Source organism: Pseudomonas sp. WOUb67, assembly GCF_050058005.1.
Taxonomy (GTDB): domain Bacteria; phylum Pseudomonadota; class Gammaproteobacteria; order Pseudomonadales; family Pseudomonadaceae; genus Aquipseudomonas; species Aquipseudomonas putida_R.
The window spans coordinates 510926-534835 of sequence record NZ_CP170112.1; the positions used below are offsets into that span (position 1 = coordinate 510926).

At 64.1% G+C, this 23910-nt stretch carries 24 protein-coding genes; 5 read left to right on the forward strand and 19 right to left on the reverse strand.

Annotated features, from left to right (window positions below):
* Positions 1-148 precede the first annotated feature (148 nt).
* The 6 genes from ABOC32_RS02345 to ABOC32_RS02370 form a co-directional block, all read right to left on the reverse strand.
* The gene (locus ABOC32_RS02345; RefSeq protein ID WP_426810022.1) at positions 149-655 is read right to left on the reverse strand and encodes a disulfide bond formation protein B; all 507 of its coding nucleotides are present in this window, start codon (positions 653-655) and stop codon (positions 149-151) included.
* Positions 656-877: 222 nt separating this feature from the next.
* The gene (locus ABOC32_RS02350; RefSeq protein ID WP_426810023.1) at positions 878-2116 is read right to left on the reverse strand and encodes a heme biosynthesis protein HemY; all 1239 of its coding nucleotides are present in this window, start codon (positions 2114-2116) and stop codon (positions 878-880) included.
* Complete coding sequence (locus ABOC32_RS02355) at positions 2113-3213, reverse strand: uroporphyrinogen-III C-methyltransferase (RefSeq protein WP_426810024.1); 1101 nt, start codon at positions 3211-3213, stop codon at positions 2113-2115. Before ABOC32_RS02355 ends, ABOC32_RS02350 begins: the two co-directional genes overlap by 4 nt.
* A gap of 45 nt (positions 3214-3258) precedes the next feature.
* Complete coding sequence (locus tag ABOC32_RS02360; RefSeq protein ID WP_426810025.1) at positions 3259-4026, reverse strand: uroporphyrinogen-III synthase; 768 nt, start codon at positions 4024-4026, stop codon at positions 3259-3261.
* The gene (gene hemC, locus ABOC32_RS02365; protein WP_043203261.1) at positions 4023-4964 is read right to left on the reverse strand and encodes a hydroxymethylbilane synthase; all 942 of its coding nucleotides are present in this window, start codon (positions 4962-4964) and stop codon (positions 4023-4025) included. Before hemC ends, ABOC32_RS02360 begins: the two co-directional genes overlap by 4 nt.
* A 197-nt stretch (positions 4965-5161) precedes the next feature.
* Positions 5162-5905 carry a LytR/AlgR family response regulator transcription factor gene (locus ABOC32_RS02370; protein WP_426810026.1) on the reverse strand — a complete coding sequence of 248 codons (744 nt, stop codon included), beginning with the start codon at positions 5903-5905 and terminating at the stop codon, positions 5162-5164.
* A gap of 296 nt (positions 5906-6201) precedes the next feature.
* On the opposite strand from ABOC32_RS02370, the gene argH reads away from it, so the two are divergent.
* Positions 6202-7596: an argininosuccinate lyase gene (gene argH / locus ABOC32_RS02375; protein WP_426810027.1), complete on the forward strand. Its 1395-nt coding sequence runs from the start codon at positions 6202-6204 to the stop codon at positions 7594-7596.
* Positions 7597-7734: 138 nt separating this feature from the next.
* Here the strand turns inward: argH and ABOC32_RS02380 are convergent, their stop codons facing one another.
* Positions 7735-8397 (reverse strand): glutathione S-transferase, encoded by a 663-nt coding sequence (locus ABOC32_RS02380; RefSeq protein WP_426810028.1) that lies wholly within the window; start codon positions 8395-8397, stop codon positions 7735-7737.
* Between the two features lie 147 nt (positions 8398-8544).
* Between ABOC32_RS02380 and ABOC32_RS02385 the strand changes: the two genes are divergently transcribed.
* The gene (locus ABOC32_RS02385; protein ID WP_043203257.1) at positions 8545-8844 is read left to right on the forward strand and encodes a hypothetical protein; all 300 of its coding nucleotides are present in this window, start codon (positions 8545-8547) and stop codon (positions 8842-8844) included.
* A 69-nt stretch (positions 8845-8913) separates the two neighbouring features.
* The gene (locus tag ABOC32_RS02390) at positions 8914-9159 is read left to right on the forward strand and encodes a TIGR02647 family protein (protein WP_426810029.1); all 246 of its coding nucleotides are present in this window, start codon (positions 8914-8916) and stop codon (positions 9157-9159) included.
* A gap of 134 nt (positions 9160-9293) precedes the next feature.
* Here the strand turns inward: ABOC32_RS02390 and ABOC32_RS02395 are convergent, their stop codons facing one another.
* Complete coding sequence (locus ABOC32_RS02395; RefSeq protein WP_426810030.1) at positions 9294-11237, reverse strand: FTR1 family protein; 1944 nt, start codon at positions 11235-11237, stop codon at positions 9294-9296.
* Between the two features lie 208 nt (positions 11238-11445).
* Here ABOC32_RS02395 and ABOC32_RS02400 point away from each other — a divergent pair, with 208 nt between their 5' ends.
* Positions 11446-11901 (forward strand): REP-associated tyrosine transposase, encoded by a 456-nt coding sequence (locus tag ABOC32_RS02400; RefSeq protein WP_426810031.1) that lies wholly within the window; start codon positions 11446-11448, stop codon positions 11899-11901.
* A gap of 523 nt (positions 11902-12424) precedes the next feature.
* Here the strand turns inward: ABOC32_RS02400 and ABOC32_RS02405 are convergent.
* From ABOC32_RS02405 to ABOC32_RS02430, 6 genes are all read right to left on the reverse strand, one after another.
* Complete coding sequence (locus ABOC32_RS02405) at positions 12425-13843, reverse strand: efflux transporter outer membrane subunit (RefSeq protein ID WP_426810032.1); 1419 nt, start codon at positions 13841-13843, stop codon at positions 12425-12427.
* The gene (locus ABOC32_RS02410) at positions 13840-14715 is read right to left on the reverse strand and encodes an efflux RND transporter periplasmic adaptor subunit (RefSeq protein ID WP_086975906.1); all 876 of its coding nucleotides are present in this window, start codon (positions 14713-14715) and stop codon (positions 13840-13842) included. Before ABOC32_RS02410 ends, ABOC32_RS02405 begins: the two co-directional genes overlap by 4 nt.
* On the reverse strand, positions 14712-14924 hold the full coding sequence (locus ABOC32_RS02415; RefSeq protein WP_003255905.1) for a DUF1656 domain-containing protein: 213 nt from the start codon (positions 14922-14924) through the stop codon (positions 14712-14714). The genes ABOC32_RS02410 and ABOC32_RS02415 overlap by 4 nt, the downstream gene beginning before the upstream one ends.
* Positions 14921-17008, reverse strand: coding sequence for an FUSC family protein (locus tag ABOC32_RS02420; protein WP_426810033.1), 2088 nt, complete (start codon positions 17006-17008; stop codon positions 14921-14923). The genes ABOC32_RS02415 and ABOC32_RS02420 overlap by 4 nt, the downstream gene beginning before the upstream one ends.
* On the reverse strand, positions 17005-17457 hold the full coding sequence (locus tag ABOC32_RS02425; protein ID WP_086975902.1) for a MarR family winged helix-turn-helix transcriptional regulator: 453 nt from the start codon (positions 17455-17457) through the stop codon (positions 17005-17007). Before ABOC32_RS02425 ends, ABOC32_RS02420 begins: the two co-directional genes overlap by 4 nt.
* A gap of 233 nt (positions 17458-17690) precedes the next feature.
* Positions 17691-18485, reverse strand: a complete 795-nt coding sequence (locus tag ABOC32_RS02430) for a tetratricopeptide repeat protein (protein ID WP_426810034.1) — start codon at positions 18483-18485, stop codon at positions 17691-17693.
* 207 nt (positions 18486-18692) lie between these two features.
* Here ABOC32_RS02430 and ABOC32_RS02435 point away from each other — a divergent pair, with 207 nt between their 5' ends.
* Positions 18693-19250, forward strand: coding sequence for a WYL domain-containing protein (locus ABOC32_RS02435; protein WP_426810035.1), 558 nt, complete (start codon positions 18693-18695; stop codon positions 19248-19250).
* A gap of 113 nt (positions 19251-19363) precedes the next feature.
* On the opposite strand, the gene ABOC32_RS02440 is transcribed toward ABOC32_RS02435, so the two are convergent.
* The 5 genes from ABOC32_RS02440 to ABOC32_RS02460 form a co-directional block, all read right to left on the reverse strand.
* On the reverse strand, positions 19364-20227 hold the full coding sequence (locus ABOC32_RS02440; protein ID WP_016497468.1) for an ABC transporter permease: 864 nt from the start codon (positions 20225-20227) through the stop codon (positions 19364-19366).
* A gap of 14 nt (positions 20228-20241) precedes the next feature.
* Positions 20242-21105, reverse strand: a complete 864-nt coding sequence (locus tag ABOC32_RS02445; protein ID WP_086975897.1) for an ABC transporter ATP-binding protein — start codon at positions 21103-21105, stop codon at positions 20242-20244.
* A gap of 6 nt (positions 21106-21111) precedes the next feature.
* Positions 21112-22131, reverse strand: coding sequence for an ABC transporter substrate-binding protein (locus ABOC32_RS02450; protein ID WP_086975894.1), 1020 nt, complete (start codon positions 22129-22131; stop codon positions 21112-21114).
* 17 nt (positions 22132-22148) lie between these two features.
* Positions 22149-23048, reverse strand: a complete 900-nt coding sequence (locus tag ABOC32_RS02455) for a TauD/TfdA dioxygenase family protein (RefSeq protein ID WP_426810036.1) — start codon at positions 23046-23048, stop codon at positions 22149-22151.
* A gap of 197 nt (positions 23049-23245) precedes the next feature.
* The gene (locus tag ABOC32_RS02460; RefSeq protein ID WP_023661418.1) at positions 23246-23587 is read right to left on the reverse strand and encodes a hypothetical protein; all 342 of its coding nucleotides are present in this window, start codon (positions 23585-23587) and stop codon (positions 23246-23248) included.
* Positions 23588-23910: the final 323 nt, after the last annotated feature.

Genomic DNA, 23910 nt, shown 5'->3' on the forward strand with positions numbered 1-23910 from the left:
TCGAGCAGTTGTATTTTCGGTATGCGTGCTGGGAGATTATTCCCGCGCGTGCTGCCCATCAAGGTACGCAGCGGACAAAGTTCATACAAGTGTTTAATACCCTGTTAATACGCCATTGGTCGCGCTAGTGGCACAGCCTTGTTCCAGGTCAACTTCTTGACAGGGTGCGGAAACGATACGCCAGCAGGCAACTCAAGGGCGGCACGGCCAGCAACAGGAAGGCCAGCAGGCTCCACTCAGGCAGCGTCAGGTCGAGAAAACTCCAGGTCAGCGAGCTGCATTCGGGGCCGCCGAGCAGCAATTGCCGCGCCGCCTCGCTCCAGGATTGCTCGAACACGCGCCTAATCGGTACCGGGCAAACAGAGGTAACACCGCTGGCCCCCTGCAACCAGACATGCCGTGCCGCCAGCAACGCGCCAGCGAGCGTGCAGCCCAGCGTCGCCCGCGCGTAATAGCGGATGCCCTGCGTGCCGGGTGCCTGCAGCACCGCCGCCAGGCTCAGCAGTGCGTACACGGCTAGCAGCAGCCGCTGGCTGAAGCACAACGGGCACGGCACCAACCCCCGTATGGTTTCCAAGTGGAATGACGCGACCAGCACCGCCAATGCGGCCAGGCAGGCAGGAAGAAAAAAGGTGCGCAATCGGGCCGGAAGCATGGGCGGTGAAAGTCCCAGGGAAGATGTTGTGGCTTGAAACGGTAGAGGAAAGACGCGCTTTGTATCAAGGCGCGACAGTAGCGACAAGTCGCTGAATCGCGTAGGAAATTTCAAGCGATAGGGTAGGAGGCGGCTGAGGAACTGCACTGCAGATCTAACTGGCAGCGGTAGAAAAGTTACCCGCCCCCACAGCCCGCACCTTGGCGCGGGCTTTGGGGTGGGTCAGGCGCGTACGCCTTCTGGCAAGGGCAGCGCCAGCAGGCGTTCGTCCAGCAGGCCAAGGCCCTCCTGGAACAGCTGGTTGCTGCGCTCGGTCTCGCCCAGGCCAGCGAGCAGGCGAGCCAGTTCGGCACAGGCCTCGGGGTTGCGTTCCATGCGCAGGCTGCTTTCCAGGTAGTCCCGCGCCTTGCCCCACAGGCGGTTCTGCAGGCTCAGGCGGCCCAAGGTGAGCAGCAGGCTTGCATCTTGCGGGTGGGCCTTGAGCCAACCTTCGGCGGTTTGCAGCTGGCGCGCCGGGTCATCACCGCGCACCAGGCCGTAAAGGCGGGCCAGGTGGCTTTCGTATTCACGCTTGAGGGCGGTGCGCAACACTTGCTCGGCTTCATTCTGGGCGCCTACCTGGCGCAATTGCTCGGCGTAGGCCAGCACCAGTTGCGGCTCCTGGCGCTGGGCCGCGGTCAGCTGCTGCCAGGCGCGCTCCAAGGCCTGACGTGCACTTTGCGCGTCTTCGCCACGGGTAGTGGCCAGGCTCAGGTTCTGGCCCCAGGCACGTTGCTCCAGGGCCGCCAGCTCGGCGGGTGGCAGCACCTTGCCCTTGCGCAGGTCTGGCAGCAGACGGATCAGTGCCGACCAGTCGCCGCGCTCCAGGTACAGACGCTGCAGCAGGCGCAGCACCTGGCTGTTGTGCGGGTGGCGTTCCTGCATGGCCAGCAGGGTTTCCAGGGCACCGTCACTTTCACCACGGTCCATCTGCAGCTGCGCATGGGTCAGGGCGATGGCCAGTTCTGCTTGCGGCTGACGCTCCAGCGCGCGCTCCAGCAGGTTGTCGCTGTCCTCGGTGCGGCCTTGCTCGTTGGCAGCACGGGCGGCACCGAGGTAGTACAGCAGCGGTTGGCGCTCGGCCTCGGCGGCACGGTGCAGGTGGCGTTGGGCACTGGCCCAGCGGCCCTCGGCCAGATCCAGTTGGCCCTGTTCGATGGCCAGGCGGATGCGCCGGCTGCGGTTACGCCGCGACCACGGGTTGACCACCCCACTGGAGGTCAGCACCAGGCCGACCAGGTAGCGCAACAGCCACAAGACAGCGACCACGGCCAGCAGCCCGGCCAGGGCCGCCCACAGCCCCGATTGATAGCGGAAGCTGCCATAGGAAAGCAGTACGTAACCGCTGTGCTTGGCGACCGCGATACCCAGCGCCGCGGCAATCACGATTGCCAGTACGGCCAGCAGGTAGACACGCTTCATGGCTTGCCCCCTTCAGCCTCGGCCGGCAGGTGACGGCGCTGTATGTAGGCCTGCACTGCCGCCAGGCTTTCGCTGAGGTCGGGGGTAACCACCGACACCGGCTGCTCGGCCAGGGCATTGAGGCTGTCGAGCATGGCCTTGCTTTGTGGGTTGTCGGCGTTGAAGTTCGCCAGCAACACACTGCGAGCGTCGTCCAGCGCCTGGGTGTAGACCTTGGCGTCACCATTGAGCGCCGCCCACTGGGCTTGCTCGATGGTCAGGCTCAGGGCCAGGCGCAGCTGGTTCAGTTGCTGCCCGGCCAGCAGTGGCCGCACGTTTTGATCGGCGTTGAAGTCGATCTGGAAGTACTTGGAGATTTCTGCCCACCACTGCGACAGCCGGCTGGCACCATCGCCGTCGGCGGTCAGGGCACCCAGCGCATCGGCATTGCTGTCGAATTCGGGCGACTGTGCGCTCAGTTGCTGCACCAGCTCACGCTGTGCAGCCAGTTTCAGGAACAGGCCAGTACGGTCCGGTTGCTGGGTACTGTTGAGCGTGGCCAAGCTGCGTGCCAGTTGCTCGCGGGCAGCGAAGGCACCCGGGTCGCTCTGCTCGCGCAGGATCTCGTCGGCGCCTTCGACCAGGGCCTTGGCGCTGGTGATGTCCTGCAAGGCCGACAGCCGCAGGGTAGCCAGGCGCAGCAGGTGCTCGGCTTCAGCCAGGCGCCACTCCTTGCGGCTTTCGCCAAGCACGGTTTCCAGGCGCTGGCTGAGGCGCTGCTGGTCGCCCTGCAATTGCGCCACCAGGCGCCGGCGGTCTTCCAGCTCGCTGGCCGCCGGCAGGCTGGCCAGTTGCGCGCTGATCTGCTGTTCGCGCTGCTGCAGGGCTTCGGCGCGCTGGGTCAGCGCCTCGATGTGCTGGCCCTGGTTGAACTCGCTGCCTTGCAGTTGACGCACCTGCCAGACACCCCAGCCACCTACTGCCACCCCGGCCGCACCCAGCAGCAAGGCCAGCGCTGCCAGGCCACTGCCGGAGCGCTTGGCAGGTGGGGCGGTGACAGGTTCCGCCGGCGCCTGTGCCGACGGCTGATCGTTATTGGACAAGACAGTCTCGCTCACGTATCCATCCTTTGCATGGGGGCGCATCGCGTTCAGCTTAGCGCCTTAAGAGGCAGGTGCAGCGCTGCGCTGCACGGCTGCCAGCAAGGCCGTGGCACTGGCGCCACGGCAATCCACAACCTGTTGGGCCCCGGCGGCCCTGGCCTGTTCGGCGACCCGCGGGCTGGGCACGAACAGCGGCAGGCGTGCCAGCTGCGGCCAATCCGCGCCGGCCAGCTGCTGCAGATGTTCAAAACCCTGCCCACTGCTGACCACCAGGCCATTGAGGCGTTCCGCTTCGATGCGGTGCTTCAGCGTGCCCGCCGGGTAATCCGGCAGGCAGCGACGATACAGTTCCAGATATTCGACACTAGCACCTTGCTCTGCAAGACGCTCTGCCAGCAGTTCGCGACCTCCGACGCCGCGTACGACCAAGACACGGGCTGCAGGCACGCCAACGGCCTGAAGCAGGGCCGGTAGCGCCAGCAAGGCTTCGCTGTCATCGCCACGTGGCGGCGTGCTTACCGCAAGCCCCGCGCCCTGCAGCACCGCAGCGGTTGCCTCGCCCACGGTGAACCAGCCTCGCCGTGGCGGCTGCAGGCGGGCTTCGGCCAGTTGCTCAAGCAACAACCGGGCAGCCGGCTTGCTGACCACGATGATCGCCTGGAAGCCGTGCAGGCCTTCCAGCAGCAGACGTTGCCGGGCCTGCACGGTGACGGGCTCTATCGCCAGCAGCGGCAGGCAGCTGCTGCCCACCCCCGCTGCCGCCAGGCTTTGCGCCAGTGCCGCACAGTCCTCGGCAGGCCGGGTCAGCAAAAGGCGCCATTGGCTCACGGGTGGCCGGCCTCGCCGTAGACTTCCTTGAGGATGGCCTCGGCGCCTTGGCCCAGCAGGTCTTCGGCCACCTGTACGCCCAAGGTTTCGGCAGCCGCGCGAGGGGCACGGGCTTCAGCCACCAGCAGGGTACCGCCGCTCGGCTGGCCAACCAGGCCACGCAGCCACAGCTGGTCACCTTCGAGCACCGCATAGCAGGCGATCGGCACCTGGCAGCCGCCATTCAGGTGTTTGTTCAGGGCGCGTTCGGCCACCACCCGGTCGGCGGTGTCGGCGTGGTGCAGCGGCGCCAGCAGTGCATGGATCTCGAGGTCGGCGCTGCGGCACTCGATGCCCACCGCGCCCTGGCCGCCGGCCGGCAGGCTGTCATCGACGCTGATGGTGGCGGTGATGCGGTCTTCGAAGCCGAGGCGGATCAGGCCGGCGGCGGCGAGGATGATGGCGTCGTACTCGCCGGCATCCAGCTTGGCCAGGCGCGTGTTGACGTTGCCCCGCAGGAAGCGGATTTGCAGGTCCGGGCGGCGCGCCAGCAACTGGGCCTGACGGCGCAGGCTGGAAGTGCCGACGATGCTGCCGGCAGGCAGCGCCTCAAGGCTGTCAAAGGTATTGGAAACGAAGGCATCACGCGGGTCTTCACGCTCGCAGATGCAGAACAGGCCCAGGCCTTCGGGGAAGTCCATGGGCACGTCTTTCATCGAGTGCACGGCGATGTCGGCTTCGTTGTCCAGCAGGGCGGTTTCCAGTTCCTTGACGAACAGGCCCTTGCCGCCGATTTTTGCCAGCGGCGCGTCGAGCAGTTTGTCACCCCGGCTGACCATGGGCACCAGGGTCACCAGCAGACCGGGGTGGGCCTGCTCGAGGCGGGCTTTGACGTATTCGGCCTGCCACAGGGCCAGGGCACTTTTACGGGTGGCAATGCGGATTTCGCGAGTGGACATGGAACGCCCCGATCCAGAGAAATGCCGCCGATGATAACAGCATCGCCGGTATCGCTAGCAGATGCGGATCAGCTGAGGACCTCTTCGCGGGTAAACCCGCTCCCACAGGTTCATCACTGCCTGTGGGGTAGCATCGCACCTGTGGGAGCGGGTTTACCCGCGAACAAGGGCGCAGCCCTTGCCATGCGGGCGCCGAATCAGAGGGTCTGCATCATCTTGCGCACGCCGGCCACATGCCGGCGGCTGACGGTAAGGGCATCACCGTCCAGGCCTTTCAGGTACAGCTGAAAGTGCCCCAGCGGGGTGCGCTGCAGGCGTTCGATTCGCTCGCGGGCAACCAGCGCATTGCGGTGGATCCGCACGAAGCGTTCGCCAAATTCGTCTTCCAGGGCTTTGAGCGGCTCGTCGAGCAGCACTTCCCCGGCCTCGTGGCGCAAGGTCACGTATTTGTGGTCGGCAATGAAATAGATCACCTGGGGCAAGGGGATCAGCTCGATGCCTTTACGGGTGCGGGCACTGATGTGGCTACGTGGGCCGCCACCTTCATTGGCCGGCCGGGTGAGCGCCGCCAACTGGGCGCGGTTGGGTTTTTCGGCCTTGCGCAAGGCATCGCGCAACGTCTGGGCCTGGAAGGGCTTGGTCACATGGCTGAGGGTACTGTCCTTGAATGCCTCGGCACCGTATTCGTCATCCCCGGTGCAAAACACCACCGCCGGCGGCGCCTCGCGTTCGCACAGGCGAGCGGCAACCTGCAGGCCGTCCAGGCCTGGCATGCCGATGTCCAGCAGGACCACATCGGGCTTGAGGCTTTCGATCAGCGCAAGGGCCTCCTCGCCGTTGGTGGCGCTAGGCTCCAGCACGGTGTAACCCTCCAGTTCGCCGAGTAGCCGGCTGAGGCGTTCACGGCCTTGGGTTTCGTCATCAACGATCAGGACATTCATAATTGCGCTGGATTCCTGAATGAGTCTCGCACAGGTATAGCGTAGACAGGTGTGGTTCGAGCGACACTGCGGTCACGCTCTAGACCGGTGCGATGGCCAAAGATTCACTCGGACGGCAGATTCACCGCCAGTCCTTTGTCCAACTGTAGACGGTCCGTGGAACACTGCCGTTCATTCCTTAAAATCCTTCTCTGCCATTTTCCGGGCATTTCTCTCGACCGGCGCCCTGCGGCAGCCAGCCCAACCCTGCTATTATCGGCGCCACTTTTTCGTTCACGCCTGCAATGAGTGAATCCATGAGCACCGACAAGACCAATCAGTCCTGGGGCGGCCGCTTCAGTGAGCCCGTCGACGCCTTCGTCGCCCGTTTCACCGCCTCGGTCGACTTCGACAAGCGCCTGTACCGCCACGACATCATGGGTTCGATTGCCCATGCCACCATGCTGGCGCAGGTCGGCGTGCTCAGCGATGCCGAGCGCGACACCATCATCGATGGCCTGAAGACCATCCAGGGTGAAATCGAAGCCGGCAACTTCGACTGGCGCGTCGACCTCGAAGACGTGCACATGAACATCGAAGCACGCCTGACCGACCGTATCGGCATCACTGGCAAGAAGCTGCACACCGGCCGTAGCCGCAACGACCAGGTGGCTACCGATATCCGCCTGTGGCTGCGCGACGAAATCGACCTGATCCTGGCCGAAATCACCCGCTTGCAAAAGGGCCTGCTGGAACAGGCCGAGCGTGAAGCCGAAACCATCATGCCCGGTTTCACCCACCTGCAGACGGCCCAGCCGGTCACCTTCGGCCACCACCTGCTGGCCTGGTTCGAAATGCTCAGCCGCGACTACGAGCGCCTGGTCGACTGCCGCAAGCGCACCAACCGCATGCCCCTGGGCAGCGCTGCGCTGGCGGGCACCACCTACCCGATCGACCGCGAGCTCACCTGCAAGCTGCTGGGCTTCGAAGCCGTGGCTGGCAACTCGCTGGACGGCGTGTCGGACCGCGACTTCGCCATCGAATTCTGCGCCGCCGCCAGCGTGGCGATGATGCACCTGTCGCGCTTCTCCGAAGAGCTGGTGCTGTGGACCAGCGCGCAGTTCCAGTTCATCGACTTGCCGGACCGCTTCTGCACCGGCAGCTCGATCATGCCGCAGAAAAAGAACCCGGACGTGCCAGAGCTGGTTCGTGGCAAGAGCGGCCGCGTGTTCGGCGCCCTCACCGGCCTGCTGACCCTGATGAAAGGCCAACCGCTGGCCTACAACAAGGACAACCAGGAAGACAAGGAACCGCTGTTCGACGCTGCCGACACCTTGCGCGACTCGCTGCGTGCCTTTGCCGACATGATCCCGGCGATCAAGCCAAAGCACGCCATCATGCGTGAAGCGGCCCTGCGCGGTTTCTCTACCGCCACCGACCTGGCCGACTACCTGGTACGCCGTGGCCTGCCGTTCCGTGACTGCCACGAGATCGTTGGCCACGCGGTGAAGTATGGTGTTGATACCGGCAAGGACTTGGCCGAGATGAGCCTGGACGAACTGCGCCAGTTCAGCGACCAGATCGAGCAGGACGTGTTTGCCGTGCTGACCCTGGAAGGGTCGGTGAACGCCCGTGACCACATTGGTGGTACGGCGCCAGCGCAGGTGCGTGCTGCCGTCGTGCGTGGCAAGGCGCTGCTGGCTTCGCGCTAAGCCAGCCTCGCTGCCCTGCTTTTTGTAGGAGCAGCCTTGTGCTGCGAAGAGGCCGGTGCAAACACCATGGATATAGGGTGTCTGCACCGGCCTCTTCGCAGCACAAGGCTGCTCCTACAGGTTCAGCGCTAGCTCCGGTTAGCGTTTACCGCTACGAATCATCTCCATGAAGGCCGGCATCGCCGCCTCCTTGTCTGCCAAGATCCGCGCCATGTGCGGGTTCTCGCCCATCAGTTGCAGCAACGCCTTGGCCTGCGGGAAGTCCGCCAGCAAGTCGATGTTCAGCACTTTCTTGCCCACGGCATACGCCAGGTCTACCGAGAAACAGAACATCAGGTCTGCCAGCGTCATCTGCTCACCTGCCACAAACGGCGCAAAGCGACCGTTGCGTTTGAGGGTGGCAAAGCCGGCCAGCAAATCGGCACGTGCTTTCTCTTTGACCAAGGGCTCAACCGACATGCCGAAGAACGACTCGGCATAGCACGTACGCGCCGGCAGCTCGATGTACAGCTCGATTTCCTTGAGCAGCTCACGCACCTTGGCCTGCCCGAACGGGTCGGCCGGCAGCAGTGGCTTGCCGCCCTGGGTCTGTTCGATGTAGTCGAGGATCACACTGGTTTCGCTGAGGTAGCCGTGTTCGGTTTGCAGCGCCGGCACCTTGCCCCGCGGGCTCACTTCCAGCGCCTGTGGCGCCTGGCCGCCATAGAAAGTGACTTCCTCGAAGGGCAGGCCTTTTTCCAGCAGGGCCAGCTTGACCATGTTGTAGTAGTTGCTGACCGAGAATCCATAAAGCTTGAGCATGAGGTAACAGCCTCCAGGCCGTAAGGGGTTGGCCCGGCTTTTATAGACCGTTCGCCCGCCCCTGGCCAGCGTCATGCACCCCGTCAATGCCCGGGCATTGCCGCCACGGGCGTGGCACACTGTGTATCCCATCACAGGAGTACCGCCATGAGCGAGCCCACCGACATCGACAATGACGACGAAGCCTTCGCCGAGGCGACACTGACCCAGGCGATCGAGAACCAGATTGAAAGCGGCGAGCCGCCTGCGGCCAAGGCCACCTTCAACAAGCTGACCCTGGTCGGTTACGAGCGCGAGGACATCCTCAACCTGATGGCCCATGTGCTGGCCTTCGAGATCGACAACATGCTGGTGGAAGACCGCGCGTTCGACGGCGAGTGGTACGAGAATGCCCTGCGCGCGCTGCCAGAGCTGCCACCTGAGATGGATCAAGGCGACGACGAATAACCCGTCTACACTCCTAGGTCAGGCACCGTCAGCGGTGCCGCCATCCTTGTCTGGAAGTCAGGAGTCGCCATGTCCTTTACCCCCGATCTGATCGCTGAACTGGAAGTACTCGCGCTGTTCAAACACGACAGCAGCCAGGAAGGCATCAAGATAAACAGCCAAGCTTCCCCTGCCCTGGTCGCCGCTGCGCAACGCCTGCATGAAAAGGGGCTGACCGATCAACCCGATGGCGGCTACCTGACCAGCCTGGGTCATGACGCTGTCGATAGTGTCCAGCTGCTGCAGAACATTCTCAAGGCGCCACAACCGGCCTGAACCGAGATTGCATGGGGCTGCCATGCAGCCCATCGCCGGCAAGCCAGCTCCCACAGGTACTGCACATGGCTTGAAACTGATGCGGACGGGTTGGGAGCTGGCTTGCCGGCGATGGGCCGCAGCGCGGCCCCCGGTCAGTTTGCAGTAGCCCTGCGTTTTTCCGTCAGCCACGAGCGCCCATACAGGAACATGATGGCCAGCAAGGCCACCGCCTGTGCCGACAGCGAGTAGGCATCGGCGTGAATCCCCAGCCAGTCGAACTCGAAGAACGCCACCGGCCGTGTGCCCAGCACCCCGGCTTCTTGCAGCGCCTTCACGCCATGCCCGGCGAACACCACCGACAGCGCGCACAGCAACGCGGCGTTGATGCTGAAGAACAGCGAAAGCGGCAGCTTCGCAGAGCCGCGCAAGATCACCCAGGCCAACCCCACCAACAGCACCAGCGCCGTGGCGCCACCCGCCAGCACCGCCTGGTGCCCGGCTGGGCCTGCCTGCAACCATAGGGTCTCGTAGAACAGGATCACTTCGAACAGTTCGCGGTACACCGAGAAAAACGCCAGCAAGGCGAAGCCGAATCGTCCGCCGCCACTGACCAGGCTGCTTTTGATGTAGTTCTGCCAGGCAGCGGCGTGGCGACGGTCGTGCATCCACACGCCAAGCCACAGCACCATCACCGCAGCAAACAATGCCGTGCAGCCTTCCAGCAGCTCGCGCTGGGCCCCACCCACATCGATCACATAGGCCGCCAGCGCCCAGGTGGCGAAGCCGGCAACCAGCGCCAGGCCCCACCCAATGTTGACGCTGCGGACCGCCGACTGCTGCCCGGTGTTGCGCAGGAAGGCCAGGATCGCTGCCAGTACCAGAATCGCCTCAAGGCCTTCGCGCAGCAGGATCAACAAACCGGAGATATAGCTCAGCGACCAGCTCAGGCCGTCGCTGCCCAGCAGCTTGGTGGCCTGGTCGAGCTTGCTTTTGGCTTCAGCCAGCCGCTGCTCGGCCTGGGCCACGGGCAGCCCGTCCTGCAGCGATTGGCGGTAGGCCATCAGGGACTTTTCGGTGTCCTTGCGCGCATTGGCGTCGATGTTGTCCAGCGAGCTTTCCACCAGCTCGAAGCCTTCCAGGTAGGCCGCTACCGACAAGTCATAGGCCTGGTCATGGTCACCTGCGCGGTAGGCCGCCAGGCTCTTGTCCAGGGTGTTAGCGGTGTATTCCAGCAATTGCGCCGGCCCACGCTTGACCAGCGGCGGCTGAGCACGCTGGGCGCGGAAAGCGTCTACAACCGCATTGCCTTCGTTGGCGGCGACTTCGGCCGGGGTCTGGCGGGCCAGGTCGGCGATGTTCCAGGTCTTGTCGCCTTTGCCGGCTTCCGGCTTGGCAGTGAAGCTGGCGATGTAGGCGGCCACATCCCAACGCTGGCGGTCATCAAGCTGGTCGGCAAAGGACGGCATTTCGGTGCCGTCGATGCCCAGCGCCAGGGTGTTATAGAGGTCGAACAGGCTCAACTGGTCGAGGCGTGCGACATCGCGCAGGTTGGCGGGTGCAGGCTCCAGGCCCACGCCTGCCGGGCCGTCGCCTGCGCCAGTGTCGCCGTGGCAGATTGAGCAGTTTTGCGCATACAGCGAAGCACCACGGGCCGGGTCCGGTGTGATCACCGGGGCCTGGCTTACCTCGTAGGCCACTGCCAGGCGCGCACCCAGTTGGCGGGCCTGCCTGGCGACTGCCGTGCCGTCCTGGCGCTGATCAATGGCCTGGCGCAACGCCTGAACGCCCTGTTCCAGAGCACCTTGCTCGGTATTTGCGGGCAGGCTTTTGACCAGGTCGGCCAATACCGCGCTGAACTCTTGCTGCTCGCGGTATTCGCCAGCGTCGACCACCTTGCCGTCTTGCACGGTCGGTGGGTAGTCGGCGCCAATGTAGTCAAGCAGGTGCAGGGCCTTGGCGGCCTCGGCGGGGGACTCGGCCAGCGCCAAGGTGCTGCACAGCGCCAGCACCGGGCCGAGCAATATAGCCGGCAGCCAGGCGAACAGACGGGAACGGGTTTTCATGGCCAGTCTCGAAGGGAATGCGAAAGAGAACATTGTTCACTCCGACTTGGCTTCCCTCAAGGGTGCTGGGCGGATTTCATGAAAAATCTTGCTACAAATTTGATCGCGGGCGATACGGGAGCTGGCCTGCCGGCGATTAAGGCTATGCCGAGATCACAGGAAATACCGGGTACCAATTGACTCATCGCCAGTAGAGTCATAGCCACTAGCCTGATGGGCAAACCAACAGGAGGCAGGGAACATGGACCGTCCCCATTCAGACCAGTTACGACTCGGCCGGTTTTCGGAAACCAGTCACTTATATCTGCTTACTAGCACAACCCTTGGCAGGGCACCGGTCTTCAGTGACTTTCACTCGGCCCGCTTGCTGGTGGCTGAGTTGCGCCAGGCTGAAGAAGAAGGTGCAATCAGATCTCTGGCCTGGGTCGTGATGCCTGATCACTTCCATTGGCTAGTCGAGCTGGGTCCGGCCAGCCTGAAGCGCTTGATGCGCCGAGTTAAGTCCCGTAGCACCATGATGATCAACAGGCATAACGGACGAAGCGGGCGGCTGTGGCAAAAGGGGTTTCATGACCGGGCTTTGCGCCGGGAAGAGGATGTGCAGACGGTAGCACGGTATATTGTCCTGAACCCGAAGCGAGCGGGTTTGGTCGCGAGGGTTGGGGATTATCCTCATTGGGATGCGATTTGGGTTTGATGAGGCGTTGCCTGATAGGGCCCTATCGCCGGCAAGCCAGCTCCCACAAGGATTTCATCAAGCCTGTGGCCGGTGCTGGACTGTCAGGGCCTCATCGCCGGCAAGCCAGCTCCCACAAGGATTTCATCAAGCCTGTGGCCGGTGCTGGACTGTCAGGGCCTCATCGCCGGCAAGCCAGCTCCCACAAGGATTTCATCAAGCCTGTGGCCGGTGCTGGACTGTCAGGGCCTCATCGCCGGCAAGCCAGCTCCCACAAGGATTTCATCAAGCCTGTGGCCGGTGCTGGACTGTCAGGGCCTCATCGCCGGCAAGCCAGCTCCCACAATAGTTTCATCAAGCCTGTGGCCGGTGCTGGACTGTCAGGGCCTCATCGCCGGCAAGCCAGCTCCCACAATAGTTTCATCAAGCCTGTGGCCGGTGCTGGACTGTCAGGGCCTCATCGCCGGCAAAGCTCCCATAGGTGAGTCACAAGCCTCGATAGCAGTGGTGGACCTGTGGGAGCTGGCTTGCCGGCGATTGGGCCTCAAGGCTTGGCAGTGTTCTTCCAACCCCCACCCAACGCCAGAAACACCCCAATCTGCCCCATTGCCACTTGGCTATTGGCCGCTGCCAACTGCGCACGCATATCGGTGTAGGTACGCGTGGCCTGCAAATCCGCCAGGAACGACTCACGCCCCGCCTGGTAATACCGGTGCGTCTGGTCTGCTGCCTCCTTGGCCGATTTCTCCGCCTCGGCCAAGGCATCGCGCCGGTCCAGCAGGGCGCTGTATTGCGCCAGGCGGGTCTGGGTTTCGCGTATGGCGTTCAGCACCACGCCATCGAAGTTGGCCAACGCCGCCTGCGTCGAGGCTTCAGCCATGCGAATACGCGCACGGGTGCCGTTGGTGGGGATGCTCCAGCTGACTTGCGGGCCGAAGCCCCAACGGTTGGTCGCAGGCTCGCCAAGGTTTTCGAGAATACCGATGGTGCCGACCTGCGCACCGATGCTGATGTCCGGGTAAAGCGCGCCGGTGGCAACGCCGATGTACGCGGTGGCTGCAGCCAGCTGGCGTTCGGCCTGGCGCACGTCGGGGCGGCGCTTGAGCAGGGCGGCGCCATCACCCACCGGCACCAGCTGGTTCAGGTGCGGCAGTTCGGCACAATCGGCAGTCCCGACAGGCAACTGTTCCACCGGCTTGGCGAGCAACGCCGCCAGGGTGTACATGCCGGTTTCACGCTCAGCCTTGAAGCGCGGCAGTTCGGCACGCAGGGATTTGAACTGGGTCTGTGACCGGGTGACCTGGGTTTCATCACCGCGGCCGGCATCGCGCAGGCGCTGGTTGAGCGTCACGCTCTGTTCCTGCAGGTCGAGCGACTCGCGTGCGATGTGGAGTTCCTCGTTGGCCGAACACACCTGGGTATAGGCCTTGACCACATCCGCCACCAGGGTGATGCGGGCGGTATCGGCAGCGGCCTGCACCGCGTCGGCATTGGCCTTGGCGGCCTCGGTGCCGCGCTTGAAGGTGCCCCACAGGTCGAACTGGTACGAGGCACTGATGATGGCCTCGCCGATGTTGGCCACCGGCACTTTTTCCGGCAGCAGGAAGGCTTCGCCCGACTCCTGCAGGCGCTGGGCGCCAAGTTTGACGCCGCCGTTGAAGCCACCTTGCGATTCGGCCACTTCCACCTGGGCCCGGGCCTTGGCGATGTTGGCCGCTGCCACGCGCAATTCGGTGTTGGCACTCAGGGCCTGGCGCACCAGTTCGTTCAGCCGCTGATCCTGATACAGCTGCCACCAGTCCTCGGGCACCGGCGCCGAGACCACGCTGTCGGCATCCTGGCGCAGCGGGCCATTCAGGTCGCTGCGTTGCACCGCCGCGTTCTTTGGCACCTCATAGTCGGGCCCGACCATCATGCAGGCCCCCAACGACAGGCACAGGCCGGCCAGGATCAGCTGTTTCATGGGCGCTGGCCCTCGATGATCGACACCGTGGCAGTGCGCCCGGCAATCATGCGGAAGTCCTGCGGCACTTCATCGAAGGCGATGCGCACCGGAATGCGCTGGGCCAGGCGCACCCAGCTGAACGCCGGGTTGACGTTGGGCAGCAGGTTGGCGCCACTGCTGCGGTCGCGGTCTTCGATGCCGGCGGCAAAGCTCTGCACATGGCCGCGCAGGCGGGTGTTGTCGCCCATCACGCGAATGTCCACGGCGTCGCCGATGTGAATGCCGCCAAGCTTGGTTTCCTCGAAATAGCCATCGACGTGGTACGAGGCGCTGTCGACCACCGACAGCACCGGGCGGCCGGCGGTGACGAACTCGTGGTTACGCGGGGCGCGGTCGTTCAGGTAGCCGTCCACCGGGCTGCGCACCACCGAACGGTCGAGGTTGAGCTGGGCGGTGTCGACTGCCACCTGGGCCTCGCTGACAGCCGAGCGGGCGCGGGCCTCGCGGGACTGGCTTTCTTCCACCTGCTCGGCAGCCACCAGGTTGCCCAGCTTGCGGTTGCGCTGCGCCTCGCGCGAGGCCTGGGCCAGGGTTTCCTGGCGTTCGCCCAGGGTGGCCTTGGCCTGGCGCAGGGCCAGGGTGAAGCGGTCCTGGTCGATGGTGAACAGCACGTCACCGCGTTTGACGGTCTGGTTGTCGCGCACCTCGACCTTCTGGATCAACCCCGACACATCGGGGGCGATCTGGATGACGTCGGCGCGGATGTGGCCGTCGCGGGTCCAGGGGGCAAACATGTAGTACACCACCATCTGCCACACGAGCACGGCGGCGAAGGTCACTACCAGCAAGGTCAGGACCACACGGCCCAAGGTCAGCAAAGGTTTTTTCATGGCAGCATCAGGTTTCGGCAAAAGTGGTCCACCGCGCCAAGCAGCACGGCATACAGAGCAACGTTGAACAACGCCCGGTGCCAGACCAGGCGGTAGAAATGCAGGCGCACCAGCACCGCGTGCACCCCCAGGAACAACAGGTAGGTGCCAAACATCATCACCAGCAGCGTGGGCAGGAACACCCCGCTGATATCCAGTTCACCAATCACAGGGGCGCTCCGTCGAGGCCAGGGGGCAGTTGCGGTTGTTCGGCGGGTTCGAGCATCACTTCCACGCCTGGCAACAGCGCCAGCCGCAGGCCGCTGAGGGCATGCAGCAGGTGGGTGCGGGCATCGCCGCGCTCGTACAGCTCATCCAGGTTCAGCGCCAGGCGTGCACGCTCCATGTTGCGCAGCAGCGCGGCCGGGGCATGCAGGCGCTCACCGGCACGCAGGCAGGCGGCGTAGTGCGCGCCAACCTCCTCGACCACCGTGCGCAGGCGCTCGCGGGCCTGCTGGCCGGCGCGCGGCATATAGGCCAGCAGGTCGAGCAGGTTCAGCCCCACACGCAGGTCACGCAGTGCCACGCCGCTGTCCTGGCCGGTTTGCGACAGGCGCGGCAGGTGCTGCATCAGGCGGTCGAGCATCTGCACGCCCACCTGGCGCTGCTCGGCCAGGGTCGCCGGCTCGGTCATTTCGACGATGTCGCGCCAGGCGAAGCGGGTCATGCGCTTGGCCGCCAGCTCTACGCCGAACGGGCGCATCACCAAGGTCCAGATGAACGCGAACAACAGGCCAACGGGGCCGGCCAGGTTGGCGTTGAGGAAGGTGAAGAAGTCGGCGTCGTAGGCACCCTGGATGCTGATGAAGGTCGAGGTATTGACGATGGTCAGCAAGGTGCCCAGGTAGAAGCGCGGCTGCACGGTCAGGGTGCCGATGCAGATGAACGGCACGGCAAACGCCAGCACCAGCATCGGGAAATCGTGCAGGTTGGGCAGCACCAGGAACAGGTACAGGCTGGAGAAGATGACCGACATCAGCGTCCAGAAGAAGAACCGGTAGATCTGCGGCGCCGGGTCGTCCATGGCGGCGAAGAAGCTGCACGACACGGCGGCAAGGATCACGGCGCTGGCGCCGTCGTTCCAGCCCAGGCCGATCCACAGGCCGCACGCGACCACAATCGCCAGTACGGTGGAGGCCACCGAGTACAGCATCAGGCCACGGTCGAAGAACGCCGTCAGGCGGCCCAGGCGCCAGTGGCGGTATACCGCGCGCCAAGGCTTGGCATCGTCGGTACGCAAGGCGTGCTGCAGGGTGCAGCAGTCCTGCCACAAGTCGGCCCATTCGGTCAGGCGGTACAGGGCGTTGGACAACAGCAGCTCGGCGCGCTGGTCGAGGGCTGCCGCACCGGGTTGCAGGCGGTCGATCTGCTCGTGCAGCGCGGTCCAGCGCGTTACCGAAGCGCTGTCGGCAGTGCCTTTCAGCCATTCGCGGGCGGCTTCAAGCACGGGTTGAAGATGGGCGAACTGGGCCGGGGCGCGGCCTTCCAGGGCCACCAGGGCGTCGTCGAGCGCGTCGATGACCGGCAGCAGGTGAATCATCCGCCCGCGCAGCTCGCGGGCGTTCTTCAGGGTATGTGGGCCGGCGCCTTCGTGGCCTAGCTGGCCGATCATCAGCTCCAGCGAGTTGAAGGTGGCGACCATCGCCCCGCGCATGCCGCCGACCTTGTCGGCGCTGGCTTCGCGGGCCAGGTAGGTGTCGCTGTAGCGAATCGCCTCGGTGAACCAGTTACCGGTAGCGCCGACCACCACAGGGGCCAGCCGGCGCGGCCAGAAAATGGCGCCGACCACTGCCGCGCAGACGATCCCCAGGCAGATTTCCTGGGCGCGGGAGGACGCCACGTCGAATACCGCCAGCGGGTTGTCGACCACCGCCAGGGCGATCATCGGCAGGGTATAGCCAGCCAGCATCAGCACGTAGTTGTTGGCCGTGCGCAGGTTCAGGGACAGGAACAGCAAGGTGCCGGTCCACAGGGCGATGGCGATGCTCAGCAGCAACGGCGACTGCACCAAGGGCGGCACCAGGAAAATCGCGCCACCGGCACCCAGCAGCGTGCCCACTGCGCGGTACAGCGCCTTGGAACTGGTTGGGCCGACGAACGGGCTGGAGACGATGTACACCGTGGCCATGGCCCAGTAGGGGCGCGGCAGCTGCATGAGCAACGCGATGTACAAGGCGATCATGGAGGCGGCGAAGGTCCGCGCGCCGTAGAACCAGTCGCGGGCCGGGGGTACCGAGCTGAAGAAGCCGTTCATGCCACCCCGCCCGTACTGCCCAGGCCGGCTGCTTCGAAGGCGCGCAGTACGCGCAAGGTGGCTTCCAGGTCGGCCTGGTCGATACCGTTGAGCACATCGCGGCGCAGGCGCACCAGCTCGGCTTCGATGGCCTCGGCCAGGGCGCGGCCTTCGGCGGTCAGGCTCAGGGCCTTGGCGCGGCGATCCAGTGGGTCCTCGCTGCGGCACACCAGGCCAGCCTTGCACAGTTGGTCGAGCAGGCGCACCAGCGACGGGCTTTCCAGGCCGGCCGCCTGGGCCACGGCCACCTGGTGCACCCCGTCGCCCAGGCGCACGATCATCAGCAGCGGCGCAGCGCAGGCTTCGGAAATGCCGTAACCGGTCAGGGCGGTATGGCAGATGCGCCGCCAATGACGGGCGGCAACCACCATGCCACTGCTGACTTGCAGGCGCAGGAGATCAAGGGACATTGAGAGAACCAAGGATATTCATAGTTTGCTAACTATCAATATACGCCTTGCCCTCCCCCTGTCGTCAACAGGGGGTGACGGATAGCCGGGTTAAATGTTGTTCATTTTTTAGCCTGTGCCGGCCTCTTCGCGGGCACGCCCGCTCCCACAGGGATCGTGCAGAACCTGAGGGTTGCGGTGTACCTGTGGGAGCGGGCGCGCCCGCGAAGAGGCCGGCACAGGCAACAGAAAACTCAAGACTGAATCTGGTCTTCCAGCTTCATGGTCAAGGCCAGTGTGCTGCCCATCTGCACCGCCCGGTCCCGCCACTCCTGGTAACGCAACGCGTCACGGCTGCTGAAATACACCGCCAGCTCCTCTGCCGCCTGCACCACCCCCGCCGCTGCCGCCAGCTCCAGCCAGTACAGCGCGGCCTTGAGGTCGGCTTCTACATACAGCCCGTGCATCAGCCGGTAACCCACCTCAAAACGGCAGCGTGCTTCACCCCGCTCTGCCCCGCGCATGAACCACTGGTAGGCCTGAACCAGGTCGACCTGCCAGTCCAGGTCGCCATCGCACACCTCCTCCTCATACAGGTCACCCAATGCCGCGGCCGCGTGGAGCATGCCCCGTTCGAAGGCCTGCCGGTAGCACTCCGCTGCCTGCACGTAGGAAGGGTCGATGCCTTTGCCAAAGTAATGCTGCTGCCCCAGGTTGAACCAGGCGGCGGCATTGCCTTGCAGGGCCGCCATGCGCAGCAGGTGGCCGGCCAGCACGGTATCGGCACGCCAGTACTTGCCGTTGAGCCAGATCCAGCCGAGGTCGTTGAGTGCCGCCACGCTGCCCAGCAACGCCTGGCGGCGCAGGTCGGCATACACCGCCTGCAGGTCGCTGGCCTCATCCAGGCGGTTGACCAGCATCGAGCGCTGGCTGGGCAGACCCACACCGGCAAACAGCCACTGTCGCCTCCCGACCGGGGCCGGTGGCGCAATGACCCGCTCGGGAAGAAGGCGGGCAAGCAGCGAATGGATATTGCTGGCAGCAGACATGTTCATCCTCATTGAACGACGCACAACCCCAACCTTCGGCTGTGATGAGGCGTGATTCTGCGTGACGTCACGTCAAAACCTGTCGCGAACGAATCGGCACACGGCAACCAAATGCGAGTTCCTTGATCTGAGCAGGCTGTGGCCAATTGCCATACAGCACGCGTGCCGCCATCCTGTTGCGGCAAGCCTAGACAAGGACGTTACATTTTGCCGTTCGCCACCACTCGCGCCACCCTCAGCCGACAGTGGGCGCTGCTGCGCCAGCTGCCCAACCGCTCACCCGGCATTACCAGCGCCGAGCTTGTCTGGGGCCTGCGGGATGTGGGCTTCACGGTCAGCAAACGCACCGTCGAGCGCGACCTCAATGAGCTGTCGCTGATCTTCCCGCTGGAGCGCAATGACAAGAGCATCCCGTTCGGCTGGCACTGGTCAGCGAGCGCGGTGGGCGAGTTGCGCGGTAACTTCGACTTGCTGACGCACCTGCGGGGGGATGCGTTGCAACCGGCGAAGGGTGAGGGCGTGGAGCTGGTGGCGCGGATCAGCGATGCACTGGCGCGGCAGTTGCGCGATGCGCCGTTGAGCAGCGACATGCAGCTGACGGCGCTGGAGCACGGGCATCGGTTGCGGGCCACGGTGAGTGACGGCTGGCCGTTGCGTTGGTGGCTGTTGAGCCATGGGGATGGGTTGGTGGTGGAGCAGCCAGCGGGATTGAGGGAAGAGATTGGAAAGATCCTGAGCAATGCGGCAGCTCAGTACCTGAGTTGATAGCCTGCACTGGCCCTATCGCCGGCAAGCCAGCTCCCACAGGAAAGCCACAAACCTCAAGACCTGTGGAGTACCTGTGGGAGCTGGCTTGCCGGCGATAGGGCCGGTACAGGTCAGCGCTGCATCCCCCAACGCCGCACGGTCAGCCGCTCCAGGGTGTTGAACACCAACCCTTCCACCAGCAAACCGATCAGGATCACCACCGCCAACCCGGCAAATACCTTGTCGGTATACAGCTCGTTACGGTTCTGGAAGATGTACCAGCCCAGACCGCCTTTACCGCTGCTGGCACCAAACACCAGTTCGGCGGCAATCAGGGTGCGCCAGGCAAAGGCCCAGCCGATCTTCAGCCCCGACAGGATCGACGGCAAAGCCGCCGGCACGAGGATGTGCAGCACCAGCCGCAGCCCTTTCAGGCCATAGTTGCGGCCCGCCATGCGCAGTGTTTCCGAGACGCCGAGAAAGCCCGCGTAGGTATTCAGCGCCAAGGCCCACAGCACCGAATGCACCAGCACGAAGATCAGGCTGTTGTCGCCCAGCCCGAACCACAGCAAGGCCAGCGGCAGCAGGGCAATGGCCGGCAGCGGGTTGAACATCGAGGTCAACGTGCCCAGCAGGTCGCGGCCCAGCTGGGTCGAAACCGCCAGGCTGGTCAGGCCGAAGGCCAGGACGATGCCCAGTACATAACCCTTGAGCAGGATCACCAGCGACACGCCAACCTTGGCCGGCAGTTCGCCACTGATCATGCCGTCCCACAGGGCGGCGGCGGTTTGCAAAAAGCCTGGCAACAGCAGGTCGTTGTCCTGATAGCGGGCGACGGCCTCCCACAGCACGGCGATCACCAGCAGGATAACCGCCTTGCGCAGCCAGCCTTGCTGCCACAGGCGCTGGGCCAACGGCAGTTGTCGTTCCAGAGGCACACTGAGCAGGGGCTCCAGCTGCACCTCGTATTCCTGGCGTACAGGTGTAGTGGTCATGGCTGAAGCTCCTGTCAGTAGGCGATGCGAATATCGTTGAAGCCAAGCTCGTCAGGCTGTTGCGGGGTATCCGCCTCGTCAAACAGCAGACGGTGGATACGCCGGGCACTGGCCTGGAAGTCGCTGCCACCCAGGCTGCCCAGGTCGTACTGATGGCTGTGCACTTCAGCCCGCACCCGCCCCGGGTGCGGCGACAGCAGCAGGATGCGGTTGCCGACCACCAGCGCTTCCTCGATGGAGTGGGTCACGAACAGCAGGGTGAACCGCACTTCTTCCCACAGCAGCAACAGCTCCTCCTGCATCTTGCGCCGGGTCAGCGCATCCAGGGCGGCGAACGGCTCATCCATCAACAGGATCTTTGGCTGTGTGGCCAAGGCCCGGGCAATCGCCACGCGTGCCTTCATGCCGCCCGACAAGGTGTGCGGATAGGCATCGGCAAAGGCAGCCAGGCCGACCTTCTCCAGGTAATGCAGCGCCCGTTCTTCGGCTTCGGCGCGCTTGAGCTGGCCCGACACCAGCAGCGGGAACATGACGTTCTGCTTTACCGTTTTCCACGGCGGCAGCTGGTCGAACTCCTGGAACACCACGATGCGATCGGGGCCTGGGCCACGGACCGCCTGGCCCTGCAGCAGAATCTGCCCTTCCTGGGGCTGGATGAAACCGGCGACGGCCTTGAGCAAGGTGGACTTGCCGCAGCCTGAGGGGCCAAGCAGCACAAAGCGGTCGGCACGGTCGACTTCGAAGCTGACCTGGTGGGTGGCCCGCACCACGCGTTGCGCGGTGCGGTATTCGAGGCTGAGGTTGTCCACCTTGAGCAAAGGCGGCGTTGCGACACGGCTCAGGTTGCTGGCCGTGTGGCCTGGCAATGGGGCGGTCATGATCGATCAGCTCCCTTGCAGCGGGCGTTCATCCTGGAAGAAGTAGTCCTTCCACGATTCCGGCTTGTGCTTGATGGCGCCTACCCGATAGAGAAAATCGGCCAGCTTGTAGGTGTTCTTTGGCGTGACGGTGAATTCGTACTGCGGGTTGTCGATCAACTTGATCAACGCGTCGCGGTCGATCTTGGCCTTGGTCACGCGGATGTAGGTGTCGGCGGCAGCTGCCTTGTCTTTCTGGGCGAAGTCTGCGGCTTCGGCCAGGGCGTCTACGAAGGCCTTGTAGGTTTTAGGGTTGTCCTTGCGGAATTTTTCGGTGGCGAACAGCAAGGTCGGCGAGTTGGGGCCGAGCAGGTCGTAGCTGTTGAGCACCACGTGCACGTCCTTGTTGGCCAGTACCTGGTCCTGGAACGGCGGGTTGGAGAAGTGCCCGTTCAGCTCGGTACCGCCGGCCAGCAGCGCGGCAGTGGCATCGGGGTGCGGTACGGCGAGGGTGTATTTGTCGAGGCGGTTGTATTCCTTGTCGCCCCACTGCTGGGCGGCGGCGTACTGCAGGAAGCGCGACTGCACCGAAACACCGACCGCTGGCACGGCGATGCGGTCTTTGTTGGAGATGTCGGCAATGGTCTTCACGTTGGGGTTGCTGCTGACCAGGTAGTACGGGAAGTTGCCCAGCGAGGCCACGGCCTTCACGTTCTGCCGACCCTTGGTGCGGTCCCACACCGTAAGCAGCGGGCCGACACCCGCGCCGGCGATGTCTACCGAACCGGACAGCAGTGCGTCGTTGATGGCCGAGCCACCCGACAGCTGGGCCCAGTCGACTTCGATGTCGATGCCCTGCTCCTTGCCGTGCTTTTCGATCAGGTGCTGGTCACGTACCACGTTCAGCAGCAGGTAAACGATACCGAACTGTTCGGCAATGCGAATCTTGCCTTCGGCCTGGGCCACTGCGGGGGCAGCCAGGCTGCCAACGACCAGGCTTGCGCCCAGGCCGATGCTTGCCGCCAGGCGGCTGATGGATTTGCGCATGATGATGTCCTCAGTCGTCAGAACGGGGCGTCGCCCTGGATGGTGGTGCGGTACAGCTTGCGTCGCAGGTGTGCGGGGCAGCCGGCGGCCAGGTGAATCAACGAGCGGTTGTCCCAGAACACCAGGTCGTGGGGCTGCCATTGGTGGCGGTAGATGTTCTGCTCCAGCACGCTCAGTGCGTACAGCTGTTGCAGCACGTCGCGGCTTTCATCGTCTGGCAGGCCGACGATGCGGGTGGTGAAGCCTTCACTGACAAACAGCGCCTTGCGGCCGTTTTCCGGGTGGGTGCGGACCACCGGGTGGATAACTTCCTGTACCTGAGCCAATTGCTCGGCGGTCAGGTTCGGGCGCCAGTTGCCTTCGAATTTGGTTTCGGCGTAACGGGCGGTGTAGGAGTGGGCAGCACTGCGGCCCTCGACGATTTTGCGCAGGGCGTCGGGTACGGCGTCCCAGGCTTTGTGCATGTCGGCGAACAGCGTATCGCCGCCTTCGCTGGGCAGCTCTTGGGCATGCAGCATGGAACCGAGGCTGGGCAGCGCTTTGTACGACAGGTCGGAGTGCCAGAACTTGCCAGCATCACCCAGGCCGATGTTCTGGCCGTTTTCGATGATGTTGGAGACGATCAGGATCTCGGGATGGCCTGTAAGCAGGAACTGCTTGAGCACATGGATCTGCAACTCACCAAAGCGGCGGCTGAAGGCAATCTGCTGTTCCGGGCTGATGCGCTGGTCGCGGAACACCAGCACATGGTGGTCGAGGTGGGCGCGATGGATACGGGCGAAATCCTTGGCGTTGACCGGTTTGGCCAGGTCCAGGCCGATGATCTCGGCGCCGACGGCACCGGAGAACGGGCGGATTTCGAAAACTTGCGGCTGGGCGCTGTCGATGGTCGACAAGGCGTTCGAGGCGGCTGACATTTATCACTCCCACGCAGTGCGCGACTTCAATGGCGCGCAACGATCAGAAACGCACGGGGATTTCCCGTGTGGGTTCAAGTCGTGCGGCACATCGATGGGTCGACGGGTACGCAGTGAGAGTGACTATAAAGTCATAATGGATATATTTTAAATACCTTTAAGGAATATAGATATCACTGAGATCTGCTGCCCTGCGATCAGATAAGCCCGCCCTGCTCTTCTTCATCGATCAGGTTGTTCAAGCTGCTGAGCGCCTTGCGCGCCGTAGAGCGGTTGAGCAGTTTGGCCTGGGCACCCGGGGGCAGGTCAGTGATCTTGAACACGCCCTTGGCGGTCAGCACATCGATCAGGTCCTCAAGCACGCGGATCATGTCCAGGTCGCTTTGCTTGAGCTGGTTGAGGCTGTTTTCCACGACGTCGTCGGCAAACCACTCCTGGATCTCGGCATGGTCTGCGGGGAGCATTTCGGTGAACTCGTCAAAAGCGGCTGCCTCTACCCGCAGCAACTGGCCGGTGGCGTCGCGTTGCACGTAGAACATGGCGGTGTCCCTCGTCACGTTGATTCCTTGTTGGTAGACAGCAGCATAGGCAAAGATCGCCGGGCGCGCAGGCCCGGCGCAAGAGTATGCGCTGTGGTGGGGGTTGCGGGAAAGAGCCGGTAATGGCCCTGCCTGACTAACGCGATCCCTGTAGGAGCGGCCTTGTGTCGCGATCGGGCCGCACAGCGGCCCCGGCGATCTCGGCATTGCTGCTGAAACCGTGGGGCCGCTGCGCGGCCCGATCGCGACACAAGGCCGCTCCTACAAAGGACCCGTGTCAACCAGTGATAGGCAATTGGGCTGCAGAGCAGCCCGCTAGCGCA